A 16,450-nucleotide genomic window follows, 5' to 3' on the forward strand; every position below is an offset into this window, starting at 1 on the left:
GCACCATGGCGCTGACGCGGGAGCGGGCAGGGGCGGGCGGACGTAAGACGGCGGGCGAGGCGCGCGCCTTCGTGACCCTCGACGAGCTGCTTCGTCTCAAGCATCGCGCCCATGGCTTCAGCTTCAAGCCGCATCAGCCAGTGCATAGCCTGCTCGCGGGCCGCCATGCCTCGCGGCTGCGCGGGCGTGGGCTGAACTTCGAGGAGTTGCGGCACTATTTCGAGGGCGACGACACCCGCACCATCGACTGGCTCGCGACGGCGCGGCTCGGCAGCCCGCATGTCCGGGTCTATTCGGAGGAGCGCGACCGGCCGGTCCTGCTCCTGGTCGATCAGCGCAGCACCATGTTCTTCGGCAGCCGGCGGATGATGAAATCGGTCGCCGCCGCCGAGGCCGCAGCGCTCGCGGCCTGGCGGGTGACCTCGCTTGGCGATCGTGTCGGCGCGGTCGTCTTCGGCGACGACGGCATCGCCACGATCAGCCCACGGGGCCGCGACCATGGTGTGGTGCGCGTCCTCTCGGAGGTCGTGCGTCAGAACACTGCGTTGAAACCTCCCTCATCGGCCGGGCTTGGAGCTGCTCGGCTCAACGAGGCGCTCGCCGCGGCGGCCCGGATGATCGCCCATGACGGGTTGATCTGCCTGATCTCCGACGTTGCTGGCGAGGACGACGAGACTCAGCACCTGGTGACGCGCCTGTGCGCTCATAACGACGTTCTGGCGGCCTTCATCCACGACCCGCTCGAGCAGGAGCTGCCGAATGTCGGCCAGGCGATCTTCAGCTCCGGATCGGCGCAGATCGAGATCGATCCGTCGGCAACGCTCCGCCAGCGGTTCAGCGAGGAGCGGACGCGATGGCGCGCGCGTCTTGCGTCCCTGTCGCGCAGCCGGGCCATCCCCGTGCTGCCGATCTCCACGGACCGCGATGTCGCCGCGCAATTGCGCGAGTTGATCGGCCGGCGCCAGGCGCAGAGGCTGGCAGGCTTGGGCGGGAATGCGCCATGAGCAGTGATCCCGGCGACCTCGCCAACATGGCCGATCTGGCTTTGCCGGAGCCGGTCTCGTTCTGGCCGCCCGCCGCCGGTATCTGCGTCCTCGGCGGGATGGTGGTGGCGATGCTGGCCGTGGCTGGCTGGCGCGCGCTGCGGCGCTACCGGGCCGACGCCTATCTGCGGCGCGCAGCTGCCGAGATCGACGCCTTGGCGCGACGTGATGGTGAGATCGCCGAAGCGCTCTCGAGCATCCTGAAACGCGCGGCGATCGTCGGTCATGGCCGCGACGAAGTGGCGTCGCTGACCGGTTCGGCCTGGATCGGCTTCATCACGCGAACCACGCCGGCCGGTGTGCAGACGACCGATCTCACGACAAGCCTGGCAAGCCTGTTTGCTCCCCAAGCAGCCGAGCTCACGATCGGTACGACTGCGCTTGTCGTACAGGCCAAGGTCTGGCTCCGCGGACAACGCGGCCGGGCGGCAAAGGAGGCGTGACCATGCTCGCCTTCGCCTACCCGTGGACCATGCTGCTCATTCCGCTGCCACTGCTCGTCTGGTTCGGATTGCCGGCGCATACCGAGCGGCGCGTCGGTCTCACCGTGCCCTTCTTCGACAGGCTGGTCCGGCTCAGCGGCCAGCAGCCTTTCTCAGGCGGCGTCGTGGCGCGGCGCAGCATCGGCAATCTCGTCGTGCTGGTGCTGGTCTGGCTGCTCGTCCTGGCGGCGCTCGCCCGGCCGCAATGGATCGAGCCGCCGCTGCATCGCGACCTGCCGACGCGCGACCTGCTCCTGCTGGTCGATCTCTCCGGTTCGATGGACACCAAGGATTTCGTCGATGCGTCCGGCAAGACCGTCGACCGGCTGACGGCGGTGAAACAGGTGCTCGACGACTTCCTGTCGCGCCGCAAGGGCGACCGGGTCGGGGTCGTCGTCTTCGGCGACGCGCCGTTCGCGCTCGTGCCTTTCACCACCGATCTCGATCTCTGCCGCGCCATGCTGCAGGACACCGCTGTCGGCATGGCCGGGCCGCGCACGGCCTTCGGCGATGCGATCGGCCTCGGCATCGGCCTGTTCGCGCGCAGCACGGTGAAGGCGAAGACGATCATCGCGCTGACCGACGGCAACGACACACTGAGCAAGGTGCCCCCGGCCGAGGCCGCCCGCGTCGCCAAGGACAAGGGCATCGTGATTCATACCGTTGCGGTCGGCGATCCGCAGGCGGCCGGCGAGGACAAGCTCGACGAAGCCGCGCTGAAGGAGGTCGCCGCGACGACCGGCGGCGGCTTCTTCCGGGCTTTGGACCGGGCCCAGCTCGCACAGATCTATCAGCGCCTCGACGAGATCGAGACGCGCCGCATCGACAGCGTCAGCTTTCGGCCGCGCCGCGACGTTTATTGGATGCCGCTGGCCGCGGTTCTCGGCCTGACCTTGCTGGCGCAGGCGTTCGGCGTCGCCCGCCGGTATCGCCGCATGGTGCCTGCCGGATCGGCCGGAGTGGCGGAGGCGCGGTCGTGATGGACGCACTCGCCGCCTTCCATTTCGAACGGCCGATCTGGCTGCTGGCGTTGTTTCCGGCCGCTGCCCTCTGGTTCCTCGCGCGGCGAAGCTCTGATTCCACCCAGCGCTGGCGCCGCGTCATCGATCCGGCGCTGCTGCCCTACCTCCTGACCGGGAACGAGCAACGCGCGCGCATTGTCCCGGCCGATTGGCTGTTCGCCGGCTCCGCCGTCGCAGCCATCGCGGTCGCGGGCCCGGCCTGGCAGCGCGAGCCGTCGCCTTTTGCGGATGCCAAGCCCCCGGTCGCAGTCGTGCTCAAGGTCACGCCCTCCATGCTGACGCAGGACCTTGCGCCAACGCGGCTCGACCGTGCCCGGCAGAAGCTCGCCGATGTCCTGGCCGCCCGCGAAGGCGCCTCGACGGCGCTGATCGCCTATGCCGGTTCTGCCCATCTGGTGCTGCCGCCGACGCCGGACAGGGCCGTCGTGCTCGACCTCGCCAAGGCGCTGTCGCCGCAGATCATGCCGAAGCCGGGCGAGGATCTCGCCGGCGCGCTGGCTCTGGCGCGGCGTGCGCTGGCAGGCACGGGGCAAGGCGGATCGATCCTGCTGCTGGCCGATGCGGCTCCGCCGGATACGGTTGCGCAGCAGGCTGGCGCGCCGATGCTGACGATCCTCGCACTGCACGGCCCCGGCGCCGCGGCGACCGGGCTCGCCGAGACGGCAAAAGCGCTCGGCGGCGCGGCGGTTACCACAGCACCCGACCAGACCGATGTCGCGGCGGTCGTTCGTCGCCTCGACCGCGGCGACAGTGCAGCTGGCGTCGCCGGCGAGGGCGAGCATTGGCGCGAGGCGGGCTATTGGCTGGTGCCGATGCTGGCCCTTCTGGTCCTGCTCTGGTTCCGGCGCGGCTGGGGGCTGGCATGATCCGCTCCCGCCATCTTTCGCCTTATGCGGCCATTGCCTGCCTCGCGGCTCTGGCGTTGCTGGTGGCGTGGTATCAACTCGGCCTCCGCGATCTCTGGCTGATGCCGGACCAGCGCGGCCGCCTGCTGATGAACGGGAATCGTCCGGCCGATGCTGCGAAGGCCTTTCGCGATCCGCTCTGGCGTGGTGTCGCGCTGTTCCGGGCGGGGGAGTTCAAGGAGGCTGCCCAGTCCTTTGCCGCCCGCGACACGGCCGAAGGCGCCTTCGACCAGGGCAACGCGCTGGTGATGCTCGGCCAGTATGATGACGCGTTGAAGCGCTACGATCGGGCGCTGGCCCTGCACCCTGCTTGGCAGGCCGCACTGACCAACCGCGAGATCGCCCGTATCCGCGGCGAGCGGAAGAAGACGCAAGGTGGCGAGACCGGCAACACCGACACCAAGGCCGACGAGATCGTCTTCGACAAGACAAAGAAGGGCGGCGAGGATTCGACGGTCGAGGGCGAGAAGCCAATGTCCGACGAGGCGGTGCGCGCCCTTTGGCTGAAGCGCGTGCAGACGAAGCCGGCGGATTTCCTGCGGGCGAAATTCGCCTACCAGCTTCAGGCCCAGCCGGGAGCGGCGCCATGAAGGCCCTCGCCCTGCTTCTGCTGCTCGCCGTCCCGATCGTCGCGCTCGCACAGGCACCGGCCGAGCCACCGGTCATACGCACGAGCCTCGACCCCACGGACGGGATCGTGATCGGCCAGCCGGTCCGGCTCAATGTCGCGGTGCTGTTCCCCAGTGAGATGCCGCATCCTCCGCTCGTCAGCGTGCCGGAAGCCGCCGGAGCCCAGATCCTGCGCTTCGAGACGCAGGCGACCACTATCCGCGACCGGATCGATGGCCGGGACTATGTCGGCCAGAGTTTCGAGTTCATCGTCTTCCCGCGGCGCGGCGGCGACATTGCAATGCCGGCGCCGGCCATCACATTGCTCACACGCGAGGGCGATCCGGTGGGCTCGGCGGCCGGGCAAGCGACGCATTTCAGCGTTAGCGTGCCAGCTGGCATCGACCCGTCCGGTCCGGTGCTCGTCGCCGACAGCGTCAGCGCGAACGAGAGCTGGTCGCCGCAGCCGGATGGGCGCCAGTTTCGTATCGGAGATGCGGTGGTCCGGACGATCCGGCGCCAGGCGGCGGGCGTTCCTGCGCTTGGCATGGCCGAGTTCCGCTTCGACGCGCCGGACGGGGTGCGGACTTACGTCGATCCGCCGGAGATCGAGGACCGCAGCAATCGCGGCAGCGTCGAAGGCCACCGCACTGACAAGGTCACCTATGTCTTCGAGAAACCGGGCATTTTCGAGCTGCCGGCGCTCGCGCAGCCATGGTGGAGCATGGCCGACAGGCAGGCCAGAACCGAAACGCTGCCGGGGTTGACGGTGACGATCGCAGCCACAGCGCAGCCGGCGCGGTCGGAACAGTCCGGCAGTTCGGCCCTCTGGTATCTGGGCTCGGGAGCGGCTGCTCTGGCCGCGATCACGCTGCTCGCATTCGCCCTGGGCGCAGCCTGGCGGCAAGCGACTGTCCGGTTCGGTGCGGCGGAGTGGCCTGCGCGCTTGCAGTTGTGGCGAGCTGCGCGGAGCGGCGAGCCTGCGGCGAGCTATCGCGCCCTTGCAATCTGGCGTGGCCGGCTGCTGGCTGCCGATCGGAAAGCGTTGCGTGACGACCGGCGTGTGGCGCCGCATCTGGCGCAGCTCGAACATGCAGTGTTCGGCGGCGGTCACTGGACCAGGCGGAACGGAAGAGAGCTTGCGCGCGCTGTTTCGGCGTGGCCCCGCGCCGGCCGCCCCCGCCAAGGCGCGCGCAATCCCTTGCCCCCGCTCAACCCATCGGCGTGAACAAGCGCATTACAGCGCGTGAGAACGAGCGGCAAAGCGCGCTGGCTGGCTGATGCCGTGATCTGCCTTTTTGTCGAGCTCAGCGCGAAGCGAGACCGCGTGGACTTTGCCGGCTCTGGTGCGCGGTAAGCACTGCGCAGCGAAAGCCCGAGCTTGCCAGCCGGGCCATGTGCCTGCAATCTCCGCCCGGCCAAGAGGTTCAGCAAGTGTATGCCGGAGTAGTCTCTCGTCGGGCAGCAGGACAAGGGAAGTCCAGGAACATGATCATCGACGATAGCAATGCCGATGCCCGCAAGGAGCACGAGATCGCCCTGCTCGGGCGCCAGGCGGGGCTCCTCAGCCGCCGCTCGTTCCTGGCCGGCTCGGCCGCCGGTCTCGGCGCGCTCGCGCTCGGCGGTTGCACGACCGACGGCATGAGCCTCGCCGAGGCGCAGAAGCTCTACGGCCCGGTGCCGGAGGAGAAGTTCCCGATCCCGGCGATCGACGTCACCCATGTCGACCCGAAATATTTCCGCCGAACGATCGCCTACGACACCAAGGAAGCGCCTGGCACGATCATCGTCGACCCCGGCAACTACTATGTCTATCGCGTCGAGGGCGATGGGGCGGCGACCCGCTATGGCGCCAATGTCGGCCGCGACGGCTTCCGCTGGAACGGTGACGCCTATGTCGGGCGCAAGTCCGAATGGGCGACCTGGACGCCGCCCAAGGAGATGATCAAGCGCCAGCCCGAAGCGGCCAAATACGCCCGCGGCATGCCCGGCGGCCTCGACAATCCGCTCGGCGCGCGCACGCTGCATCTCTATCAGAACGGCGCCTACACGCTCTACACGATCTACGCCTCGCTCGACGCGGAATCGATCGGGAATGGCATCACCAGTGGCTGCATCGGCCTGCTCACGCAGGACATGATCCACCTGTACAACAACACGCCGGTGAAGACGAAGGTCGTCGTGCTGGCGGCCTGAGGCGACGGCATCAGCCCCGGCCCAGGCGCTGCCGGCTCAGGCAGTGCCTAAGCGCGTCCCGCACTGGCAATCTGGCGCCTTCGAGGCGGGCCGCGTTCTGCGAGCACCAAGCACCCACCGATAACCTCGCCGATCCGGAGAAGTACTTTTTGGCGAGCGGCAAGACAGGCCCCGTCGGAGTGCGACGGGGCCTGTGCGCACCGTTTCGCCATGGTCACGCGCCGGCCGATCTCAGCCAGGGGAGGGCCGCCCGCTGCTGTCGCTCAGCCCGTCGGCCTGACGCGGCTTATCGCACCGGGCGAGAGCGAATGCGACAGCCGCTGTTCCGCACCGTAACCGTTACAGCCTTAAGCGCTGGGGCGGCGCATGCGAGCCTTTCCGTCAGGGCATAACCCGAAAAGCGCAAAGCCGGCCTCCGGCAGATGCAGCTCCGTTCGGACCATTGGCGGGAGTTCATGATGAGAGCGGTTCTCGCCGTTGCTTTCGCGCTGCTTGTCGCAACCGCGCAGGCGCAGAGCCCGGCGCCCGGCGATCTCGAACGCCGGCTGGTCGAGCGGCGCGCGGTCGAGGCCGTTATCTGGGCGATGCCGGCGGTCAATACCGACCTGATGCAGCAGGAAATGCTCTCCAAGACCAGCGCCAAGGTCAACGAGATCATCTACTGGTCGCGGCCAGTGAACTGGAAGAACCAGACGCTCACGCCCAATCCCGACTCGATCTACTTCATGTCGTTCTGGAACGTGAAGGACGGGCCGGTCGTGATCGAGATCCCGCCGGCGCAAGGCGGCTCGATCGCAGGCAATATCGTCACGATCTGGCAGATGCCGCTGGAAGATGCCGGCCCCCAGGGCGCGGACCAGGGCAAGGGCGGCAAATACGCGGTCCTGCCGCCGGGCTGGAAGGGCAAGCTTCCCGCCGGATATTACCCTCTCCAATCCGACACCTATAGCGGCTTTGCGCTGCTGCGTTCGAACCTGCCGAGCCATTCGGATGCGGACGTCGCCAAGTCGGTGGCCTACGGCAAGCGCATCAAGGTCTACTCGCTGGCACAGGCGGCCAAGCCGCCGCCGACGCGGTTCACCGACGCCTATGACGTCATGTTCGACTCGACCATCAAATACGATGCGAGCTTCTTCCGGAATCTCGATCGCGTCGTCCAGAACGAGCCCTGGTTGCCGCGCGACCGCGCGATGATCGATCAGCTCAGGACGCTCGGCATCGAGAAGGGTAAGCCCTTCAACCCGGACCGGGCGAAGCAGGATGCGTTCGACGCGGCGGCGCAGGAGGCGCACGCCCTGTTGTCGGCTCGCTACGATGCGGGTTTTGCGGTGATCAACGAGGGCATTCGCTGGTTCCCGGCGGCGATGGCGGAGGTCGTACGGGCGGTCTCGACCGGCTATGCCAATGTCGACGAGTATCCGGTCGATGCGCGTGGCGTGACCTATACGCTCGGCTTCACCGGTATCAAGCGGATCGGCACCGCGCAGTTCTATCTGATGGCCAGCAAGGACAAAGCTGGCAACGCCTTCGACGGCTCTGCAACCTACAAGCTGACCGTTCCGGCCGACGCGCCCGTTCGGCAATACTGGTCGGCCACGGCTTATGACCGCGAGACGCACGCGCTGATCAAGAACCAGGATCGCGCCAGCCTCGCCTCGATCACGCCCGGCATCCAGAAGAACGGCGACGGCAGCGTCGACGTCTATTTCGGGCCGAAAGCCCCCGCCGGGAAGGAGGCCAACTGGGTCCCGACCGACCCGAACCGCAAATTCGAACTGCTCTTCCGCCTCTACCAGCCGACCAAGGCACTGTTCGACAAGAGCTGGAAGCTTCCGGACGTCGAGAAGCTGGCGACGCCGTGACTGTATCGGACAACGACACCGCAACATCGGGGATTGAGATGATGTCGAGGGTTGGAGTTTTGAGAGCGGCCGCCGCCACGACCTTGATGCTGGCGCTCGCTACATCGACCGTCGCGCAAGCGCCGCCGAAATACGCCGCAAAAGTCCCGTCTGACATCATCACTCCGAATACGATCGAAACGCGCATCGGCACCTTGCGCTTCTTCGATGGCCTGCCGGACGCGGAAACCGTCAAGAAGGCTTACGATCAGATCGATTTCTCGCGGGGCATGGAGGCCTTTCTTTCGGGCATCCCGGCGGCGTCACTGCATGCGATGTGCAAAGGACTGAACGAGGCCGGCGTCGCCAACAACAAGGCGATTGGCATCACCGAAGACCTGATGGATGCGCGCTCGCTCTTCCTCACGCCGAATTCAACGACGGTCTACAATTTCCTCTGCGTCGATCTGAAGGACGGCCCGGTCGTCGTCGAAATCCCGCCGAACGCGCTTGGCCCGGTCGACGACGCCTATTTTCGCTTCGTTACCGATGTCGGGCTGACCGGCCCGGACCGGGGCAAGGGCGGCAAGTACCTGTTCGTGCCGCCGGACTACAAGGGCGAGCTGCCAGCGAGCGGCTACTACGTCACGCGGACGCCGACCTATATCAACTGGCTGCTTTGCCGGGTCTTCGTCGAGAACAACGACGTGCCGGCAGCGGTGAAGCTCGTCAAGGAGCACGCCCGCGTCTATCCGTTCGCCGCCGCCGCCAATCCGCCACCGACCGCTTTCGTCAACCTGTCGGGCAAGCAGTTCAACACGATCCACTCCAACGACTTCAAGTTCTACGAGGAGATCAACGAGGTCATCCAGCATGAGCCGGGCGACGCGTTCGATCCGGAGATCGTCGGATTATTCGCCGGGATCGGCATCAAGAAAGGCAAGCCTTTCGCGCCCGATGCGCGGATGAAGGCCATCCTCACCGATGCGGTCGCGGTCGGTAACGCGGCTGCCCGCGCGATCCTGTTCGCCTCGCGCGACCCGCGCGTGAACTACTATCCGGATCGCCAATGGGGCAACGGCTTCATCGGCAACAGCTACCAGTTCCTCGATAATGGCGAGCGGATGCTCGATGCGCGCACGCTGTTCCACTACGCCGCGACCGGCATCACGCCGGCGATGGCGGCGGCCAAGCCCGGTAGCGGCTCGGCCTATGCGTTCACGAGTCGTGACGCGAAGGGCCAATTCCTCGACGGCGGCAAGACCTACAAGATCACGATGCCGGGCCCGGTGCCGGCCGGCCAGTTCTGGTCGTTCACCGTCTATGACGCGCAGACGCGCTCGATGCTGGAGACGGACCAGAAGCTCGCGGGCATCGACAGCAACGAGAAGAGCATGAAGGCGAGTGCCGACGGCTCCTACGCCGTCTGGTTCGGGCCGAAGCCGCCGGCAGGGCAGGACAGCAACTGGGTTCAGACCCGGCCCGGCAAGAGCTGGCAGGCGATCCTGCGCCTCTATGCACCGCTGCAGCCCTGGTTCGACCAGAGCTGGAAGCCGGGTGATTTCGAGCTGGTGCCGTAACCAACCGGAACAGCAGCGCATTGATATCCAACGAATCCTTTCGGACGACGGAGACGGCTTATGAACCGGGTGCTCGCGATTTCCATCTTCGGCCTTGCGGCGACGCTCGCCTGCTGGCCCGCCGGCGCCCAGACGGCCGCGCCGACGCCTTACCAGTTCGAGCGCGGCTATCCGATCGGCGACACCGCCCAGCGCGCCCGCGACGATGCCGACCTCCAGCGCGCGATCACCGCCTATCGCTTCTGGTATCCGACCGTCTCGAACGAAGGCATCTTCAATGGCAACCGCGCCGTCGGCATCGAGGACGGCAAGGCCTGGGGCATCGCCGCCGCCGGCCCGAGACAGGTCGGCTTCACCCTCAATTCGGACACTCCCTACGGCTCCGGCGTGCTCGATCTGAGCAAGGGGCCGATGGTGATCGAACTGCCGCCCGGAGCCTTCATCGGCCTGGTCGACGATCATCACCAAGGCTGGGTGCTCGACATGGGCCTGCCAGGCCCCGACGCGGGCAAGGGCGGCAAGCATCTCATCCTGCCGCCGGGCTATAAGGGCAAAATTCCGTCGGGGTATTTCACCGGCCAGTCCAAATCGATGAAGAACCTGTTCGCGCTGCGGGCACTACCGATCGGCGGTGACGTGCCAAAGGCTGTGGCGGCGTTGAAGGCGGTCAAGATCTATCCGCTCGCCGAAGCGGCAAGGCCTCAGCCGCTCAAGGTGGTCGATACCTCACAGATGAAGATGGACAGCTCCTCTCTGAGCTGGGAGGACAACATCCAGTTCTGGCAGCAGCTCGCGAAGATCATCGAGGCCGAGCCGCTGGTTCCCGGCTTCCTGCCGATGTACGGGCTGCTCGCCGAGCTCGGGATCGAGAAGGGCAAGCCGTTCAAGCCGGATGCGCGCATGAGCGGCATCCTTGAGCGCGCCGCCAAAGCCGGCCGCGACCAGATGCTGGTCTCCGCCTTCGCCAGCAACCGGCCGGACCGGATCAACTGGCCCGACCGCAAATGGGAATGGGTCGGCCTCGTGCCGGGCAGCGCCCAGTTCGAGACGCGGGCCGGGCTCGACCTCGAAGCGCGCGACCGCTGGTTCGCCCAGGCGATCGTGACCTCGCCAGCGATGTTCAGGCGCAATGCCGGCGCCGGCTCGCTCTACTGGCTGAGTTCGATGGACGCCTCGGGCGCCTATCTCGACGGCGGCAAGAGCTACAAGCTCACGATCCCGCAGCCGGTGCCGGGCAAGCTGTTCTGGTCGGTGACCGTTTACGATTCCGCCACGCGCTCGCAGGTCCAGACCGACCAGGACAAGGCGGCGCTGCGCTCGTTGTTCGAGCTGAAAGACGTCAAAGGCTCGGCGCCGCTCGATCTCTATTTCGGACCGAGTGCGCCCGCCGGCCAGGAGGGCCGTTGGATCAAGACGGCGTCGGGCCGTGGCTGGTTCGCCTATATCCGCATCTACGGCCCCGAAGCGGCGGCCTTCGACAAGAGCTGGAAGCCCGGCGATTTCGAAGAGGTGAAAAACTGAGCGCTTCCGCAATCCCTCGGTGAGCAGCGCTGCGCCGGCTAGGGCGCGGTGAGGAGAAAACCATGTCCGGTCTCGACATCTTCGCCTGGATCGTTCTCATCGTGCTCGTCGCCAGCACGGTCTTCGTCATCGTCTTCATGGCGATGTGGCCGGGCATGGTGGCAAAGCGCCGCAACCACCCCTGGGCCGAGGCGGTCAGCATCGGCGGCTGGGTGACGCTCTTCCTCGGCTTCGTGCTTTGGCCGGTCGTCCTGATCTGGGCCTATGTCGACGTGCCGGCCAACCCGGCCCGCGGCGCCGGCAATGCGGAGCCGGCACGATGATCGTCGTCCTGCTCAACTGCTATCTGGCGCTGCTCTTCGTCCTGGTGAAGCTCAGGATCGTGCCGTTCAACCTGTTCTGGAAGATCTCGCCGATCTTCGTCCTCCTGCTCCTCCTGATCGGGCTGTTCATTCCGATGAACTGGGGCGCGCCGCAGGGGCCGGCTCTTGTCGTGCGCAACTCGGTCGCGATCGTGCCAGATGTCGCTGGCGAGGTGATCGACGTCCCGGTCACCGCCAACACGCCGCTCAAGGCCGGTGACGTACTGTTCAGGATCGATCCGGTGCCGTTCCAGTCGCAGGTCGATGCGCTGGCGGCGCAGCTCAAGTTCCAGGAGACGCGCCTCGCCGAGATGACCCAACTCCAGTCGCGCGGCACGGGCAGGGCTTTCGATGTCGAGCAGCGCGAGGCCGAGGTGGAGCAGCTCAAGGCCCAGCTCGTCGGCGCGAAATGGAACCTGGAGAAGACGACGGTGCGCGCGCCGGCCGACGGCTACGTCACCAATCTCGCGCTGCGCAAGGGAGCGCGGGTGACCAACCTGCCGCTGGCGCCGGTGATGGCCTTCATCGACACCGCGGACACGATCCTTGGCGTCGAGATCAACCAGATCGATGCCCGTTATGTCACGGCCGGCCAGCCGGTCGAGCTCACCTTCAAATGGGCACCGGGGACGGTGCAGACGGGCAAGGTCGAGAGCATCCTGCAGGCCGTCGCCACAGGCCAGGTCCAGACCTCCGGCGCAGCGGTCATGCCGAAATCAGTGCAGGCGGCCCCTTTCGTGGTCCGGGTGAAGCTCGACGATCAAGCCTTTGCCGTGAGATTGCCGGCCGGCAGCGCCGGCGATGCGGCGATCTTCACCGATCGCGTCAAGGCAGCACATGTCATCCGCAAGGTGCTGCTGCGCCAGATCGCGATCACCAACTACGTCAATCCGTTCTGATTTGGCCGGGACGAGGTCGCCGTCGCGCATACCCGCGTCATCGACGCGAAAGGTCTGACACCGTCAGCCGCGGCATCGCCTTGCCAGGTATCGCTCACGGGATGTGCCCAGGCCCAAAAAAGCAAAAAAAAGCGCCGGAAGATCCGATGCTTGCATGCTTCTCAAGCCTGAGAAGTGTCTGGAGTGGGCGAAGGGATTCGACCCCTCGAGCCAACTGAAGGTGATTACTTTAAGGGTGGCGATGTTCGCCTGCCTTCCAGTGGGTTTGGAAGGAGTGCTTCAGCACTTGTGGAGGTAGGGGCAGGATCGCAGTGCGCGCCCGCCCCTGTCATCCTTTGAAGCTAGCGCTCGATGATCAGGCGGCAATCGCCTTTTGAACCGGCACGTGAGGCTTGTTGAGGCTCTCGGCGACCTGGGGATTTGTGATCCGGCCTCGATGGACATTCAGGCCGGCGGCGAGGTGCGGGTCTTCTTCGATCGCCTTCAGGCCACGTGCCGCCAATGCCAGGCCGAACGGCAGCGTGGCGTTGTTCAAGGCATAGCTCGATGTGAGCGGCACAGCTCCGGGCATGTTGGCGACGCAATAATGAATGACCCCTTCAATCTCGAAGGTGGGCGAAGCGTGCGTCGTCGGTCGGGAGGTTTCGAAACAGCCGCCCTGATCGATCGCAACATCGACGAGCACCGCTCCGCGTTTCATCCTTGAAAGCTGTTCGCGGGAAACCAGACGGGGGGCTGCTGCCCCCGGAATGAGGACGGCCCCGATCACCACGTCGGCCGCGAGCACCTCTTCTTCGATGGCCTGCTGGGTGGAAAAGCGCGTTCTTGCGCGACCACTGAAATGCTCGTCCAATTGCCTGAGGCGGGGGAGGGACCGATCGAGAATGACAATGTCAGCTCCAAGCCCAGCGGCCATCCGGGCGGCGTGTGTCCCAACCACCCCACCGCCAATGATGGCAACGCGCGCGGGCGCTACGCCCGGCACGCCCCCGATCAGCATGCCTCGGCCACCCGCGTGCCGCTGCAGGCAAGAGCCCGCTGCTTCGATCGAAAGTCGGCCGGCAACTTCGCTCATGGGAGCGAGCAGAGGCAGGCCGCCAAAGCGATCCGTCACCGTTTCGTAGGCGACCGCGGTTACGCCCGAATTCAGCAGGCCGGCCGTCTGCTCCGGATCCGGAGCCAAGTGCAGGTATGTGAAGAGAATTTGGCCTTCGCGAAGCTGGGTCCATTCCGATGGCTGAGGTTCTTTGACCTTTACGATCATCTCGGCCTTGGCGAAAATCTCGGCCGCGGTTGCCGCGATGCGTGCGCCGGCGGCTTCGTAAGCCTGGTCCGAGGCGGAGATGCCAGCACCGGCATTCGTCTCGACAAGCACCTCGTGCCCCGCAGACACATATTCCCGCGCGGCTTCCGGCGTCAGGCCGACCCGGTATTCATGAACCTTGATTTCCTTGGGAACGCCTACGCGCATTTGATCCTCCCGAGTTTGGAGCGGCGATCGTAGCGCATGAGCTCAAGCGAATTCCGACGAATTGCGGTGGAGATGCCGCCAATTTCATCGGATTCAAGCGGTTATTGCGGATATGATGCTAGTATCGCGCGCAGGATCAGCCGTAGTCGCAGGAACACACCATGACTCTGGATCAACTGTCGCGTGTCCTTTTGTCCGAGCTCGTAGAAGATGGCCGCGCCAGCCATATCAAGCTCGCCGAACGCATCGGATTGTCCGCCACAGCCGTGGCCCGACGACAACGCGCCTTGGAGGAGGAGGGCGTGATCGTCGGCTATCACGCACGATTGAGCCAGAAGGTGCTTGGTCTTGGGGTAACCGTGATCGTCAGATTGGCTCTGAACAGCCAGAGTGAAGACGCCCTTTCCGCATTCGAAAAGGCCGTAGCCAAATGCCCGTCGGTTCTGAGGTGCTTCTTGATGTCGGGGGAGGACGATTATCTGCTCACGGTCGTCGCCCGAGACGTCGAGGACTTCGAGCATGTTCACAAGACGCAGTTGTCCCGATTGCCGCACGTTGCACGGATCCAATCGAGCTTTGCGCTCCGTCAGATCATAGAGCGGCCTGTTCTGCCTCCGTTTCGGTCAGGAGAGGGGCGCCCTGGCCAAGCGGACCGATAGCGAAGGACGCCCCCGGCAGATGACGTGATCTGCCAACAGTTCTCAAGCGCGCTGGGCTGGATCTCCAGAAGCCTGGGTCTGCCGCCAACCGCGAAGCCCGAGCCAGTGATGAGCCCATCCTTTCAATGGAGCGTCGCACGGCCGGCTCGAAAACCCGCGCTGCATGCCGCTCGAAAGCGGACGGCATGAACGGTCTCGCCTCTATCGATCGTTCAGCTGTAATCGATTGCCGCCGTGCTTGCTGTCGACGACTCGCGGAGCGAGACGCAGCGAGCCTTGATGGTGCGAGAAACTCCAGCCCCGACGACTATCCCCGAAGCTAAATTGGCCCAGGGACGGCGATATTCTCGCAGCCGCCAGGAGCTTTCGACAGCCTCCAGCATTCGTATGTCATCGGCCGCGTCGCGACGTTGAATCGCCTATGTGCGGCACCTCACAGACGGGATGCCCCCTGAGCCGCCACAAAGCCGCAGCACCGCCCGAGGAGGCGGTGAACAAAGCAATGGGAGCGGCACCATGTATGCGCTGAAAAGCGATTTTCTCTACGACATCGATGACCTGACCGACACGCTGCAGCCTCGCACCAAGTCGGTGCTCGACCGGCTGGCTGGACGCATGGCGGTCGGGCAAATCCTCGGGGAGCAGTATCTCTATGAGGTCCATGGCCCCTTCGTCCCACCTCATCGCAAGCCTGCCCGGCGCCCTCTGACGACCAGGCTGATCGAGGCGCTGTCGGGACGGCTGCGCAGGATCGCCCTTGGGGCGCAGATACGCCATGCCGCAAACGCGCTGTCGAGCCTCGACGACAGGATGCTGAAGGATATCGGCATCAGCCGCTCGGAGATCGAGTTCAGCGTTCGGTGCGTCGATCCGCGGCCATGATCACTCACTGTACGGCGCGAGGCCCCCCGAAGCGCCATGCCCCACCCGTTCATCCGGGCCTACCGAGCAAACCTCACAGGGAGAAACATCCAATGTCCACCATGCTTCAAGCTGCTGCGCCGCAGAAGATCGACCACGAGGCGATCAAGCTCCGCCAGCACGGCGCCTGGTCGTCCGGCGACTATGCTGTCGTCGGAACCACCCTGCAGATCGTCGGCGAACGCCTGTGCGAGGCGCTCGATCTGCGCAGCGGCCAGGCCGTGCTCGATGTCGCCGCCGGAAACGGCAATGCCAGTCTCGCTGCGGCTCGCCGCTGGTGCGACGTCACCAGCACGGACTATGTCGCAGCCTTGCTCGACCGTGGCCGCGAGCGTGCCACGGCCGAGCGGCTCGACATCTCCTTCCGCGAAGCCGATGCCGAAGCCTTGCCGTTCGCAGACGGCCATTTCGACGCGGTCATGTCGACCTTCGGGGTGATGTTCACACCGGATCAGGAGCGAGCGGCCGGAGAGCTGCTGCGGGTCTGCAGGCATGGCGGCAAGATCGGCCTGGCCAACTGGACGCCGGACGGCTTCATCGGCCATCTCTTCAAGACGATCGGGAAACATGTCGCGCCGGCTCCCGGGCTGCGTTCGCCCGCGCTCTGGGGCACGCAGGAGCGCCTGGCCGAGCTGTTTGGTTCGGCTGGCGCATCGATCCAGGCGACGCGGCGCGACTTCGTCTTCCGCTATCGCTCGCCGGAGCACTGGCTTCAGGTCTTCAGCAGCTACTATGGACCAGTGCTCAAGGTCTTTGGGGCGCTGGACCAGCCTGCCAAGGCGGCGTTGACGCGGGATCTGATGGCGCTGGTCGAGCAGTTCAACCGCTCGGGCGATGCAACCGTGGTGGTGCCGAGCAGCTATCTCGAGGTCGTCGTCACGCGAGGGCTGAACTGAGTTCGATCATGTTTGTCCGCGCCGGCGCTCCATATCGGTCTCC

General features: G+C 65.8%; 16 protein-coding genes. 15 read left to right on the top strand and 1 reads right to left on the bottom strand.

The window, feature by feature from the left end; translation table 11 throughout:
- The first annotated feature begins 5 nt into the window (after positions 1 to 5).
- The 12 genes from AC07O0_RS28400 (at position 6) to AC07O0_RS28455 (ending at position 12,460) form a co-directional block, all read left to right on the top strand.
- A complete protein-coding gene (locus AC07O0_RS28400; RefSeq protein WP_494627915.1) occupies positions 6 to 1,004 on the top strand; it encodes a DUF58 domain-containing protein in 999 nt (332 codons plus the stop codon).
- A gap of 26 nt (positions 1,005 to 1,030) precedes the next feature.
- On the top strand, positions 1,031 to 1,486 hold the full coding sequence (locus AC07O0_RS28405; protein WP_494627917.1) for a DUF4381 domain-containing protein: 456 nt from the start codon (positions 1,031 to 1,033) through the stop codon (positions 1,484 to 1,486).
- A gap of 2 nt (positions 1,487 to 1,488) precedes the next feature.
- Positions 1,489 to 2,505, top strand: a complete 1,017-nt coding sequence (locus tag AC07O0_RS28410; RefSeq protein ID WP_494627919.1) for a VWA domain-containing protein — start codon at positions 1,489 to 1,491, stop codon at positions 2,503 to 2,505.
- Positions 2,505 to 3,413: a VWA domain-containing protein gene (locus tag AC07O0_RS28415; RefSeq protein ID WP_494627921.1), complete on the top strand. Its 909-nt coding sequence runs from the start codon at positions 2,505 to 2,507 to the stop codon at positions 3,411 to 3,413. The genes AC07O0_RS28410 and AC07O0_RS28415 overlap by 1 nt, the downstream gene beginning before the upstream one ends.
- Positions 3,410 to 4,042, top strand: coding sequence for a tetratricopeptide repeat protein (locus AC07O0_RS28420; RefSeq protein ID WP_494627923.1), 633 nt, complete (start codon positions 3,410 to 3,412; stop codon positions 4,040 to 4,042). Before AC07O0_RS28415 ends, AC07O0_RS28420 begins: the two co-directional genes overlap by 4 nt.
- Positions 4,039 to 5,289: a hypothetical protein gene (locus AC07O0_RS28425; protein WP_494627925.1), complete on the top strand. Its 1,251-nt coding sequence runs from the start codon at positions 4,039 to 4,041 to the stop codon at positions 5,287 to 5,289. The genes AC07O0_RS28420 and AC07O0_RS28425 overlap by 4 nt, the downstream gene beginning before the upstream one ends.
- A gap of 260 nt (positions 5,290 to 5,549) precedes the next feature.
- A complete protein-coding gene (locus AC07O0_RS28430; protein ID WP_494627927.1) occupies positions 5,550 to 6,257 on the top strand; it encodes a L,D-transpeptidase in 708 nt (235 codons plus the stop codon).
- A gap of 458 nt (positions 6,258 to 6,715) precedes the next feature.
- On the top strand, positions 6,716 to 8,119 hold the full coding sequence (locus AC07O0_RS28435; protein ID WP_494627929.1) for a DUF1254 domain-containing protein: 1,404 nt from the start codon (positions 6,716 to 6,718) through the stop codon (positions 8,117 to 8,119).
- Positions 8,120 to 8,160: 41 nt separating this feature from the next.
- Positions 8,161 to 9,678 (top strand): DUF1254 domain-containing protein, encoded by a 1,518-nt coding sequence (locus AC07O0_RS28440; protein ID WP_494627931.1) that lies wholly within the window; start codon positions 8,161 to 8,163, stop codon positions 9,676 to 9,678.
- A 60-nt stretch (positions 9,679 to 9,738) separates the two neighbouring features.
- Positions 9,739 to 11,199 (top strand): DUF1254 domain-containing protein, encoded by a 1,461-nt coding sequence (locus tag AC07O0_RS28445; RefSeq protein ID WP_494627933.1) that lies wholly within the window; start codon positions 9,739 to 9,741, stop codon positions 11,197 to 11,199.
- 62 nt (positions 11,200 to 11,261) lie between these two features.
- Positions 11,262 to 11,522 carry a DUF3302 domain-containing protein gene (locus tag AC07O0_RS28450; RefSeq protein WP_494627935.1) on the top strand — a complete coding sequence of 87 codons (261 nt, stop codon included), beginning with the start codon at positions 11,262 to 11,264 and terminating at the stop codon, positions 11,520 to 11,522.
- Positions 11,519 to 12,460: an HlyD family secretion protein gene (locus AC07O0_RS28455; RefSeq protein WP_494627937.1), complete on the top strand. Its 942-nt coding sequence runs from the start codon at positions 11,519 to 11,521 to the stop codon at positions 12,458 to 12,460. The genes AC07O0_RS28450 and AC07O0_RS28455 overlap by 4 nt, the downstream gene beginning before the upstream one ends.
- 355 nt (positions 12,461 to 12,815) lie before the next feature.
- Here AC07O0_RS28455 and ald read toward each other — a convergent pair whose 3' ends face one another.
- On the bottom strand, positions 12,816 to 13,931 hold the full coding sequence (gene ald / locus AC07O0_RS28460; RefSeq protein ID WP_494627938.1) for an alanine dehydrogenase: 1,116 nt from the start codon (positions 13,929 to 13,931) through the stop codon (positions 12,816 to 12,818).
- Between the two features lie 161 nt (positions 13,932 to 14,092).
- Here ald and AC07O0_RS28465 point away from each other — a divergent pair, with 161 nt between their 5' ends.
- The 3 genes from AC07O0_RS28465 to AC07O0_RS28475 all read left to right on the top strand — a co-directional run bounded on the left by AC07O0_RS28465 (position 14,093) and on the right by AC07O0_RS28475 (position 16,407).
- Positions 14,093 to 14,590 carry an Lrp/AsnC family transcriptional regulator gene (locus AC07O0_RS28465; protein ID WP_494627940.1) on the top strand — a complete coding sequence of 166 codons (498 nt, stop codon included), beginning with the start codon at positions 14,093 to 14,095 and terminating at the stop codon, positions 14,588 to 14,590.
- Between the two features lie 516 nt (positions 14,591 to 15,106).
- Entirely contained in the window at positions 15,107 to 15,472 is a 366-nt protein-coding gene (locus AC07O0_RS28470; protein WP_494627942.1) for a DUF1127 domain-containing protein, read from the top strand.
- 92 nt (positions 15,473 to 15,564) lie between these two features.
- On the top strand, positions 15,565 to 16,407 hold the full coding sequence (locus AC07O0_RS28475) for a class I SAM-dependent methyltransferase (protein ID WP_494627944.1): 843 nt from the start codon (positions 15,565 to 15,567) through the stop codon (positions 16,405 to 16,407).
- Positions 16,408 to 16,450: the final 43 nt, after the last annotated feature.

The organism is Allobosea sp. GW821-FHT10B12, assembly GCF_059415545.1.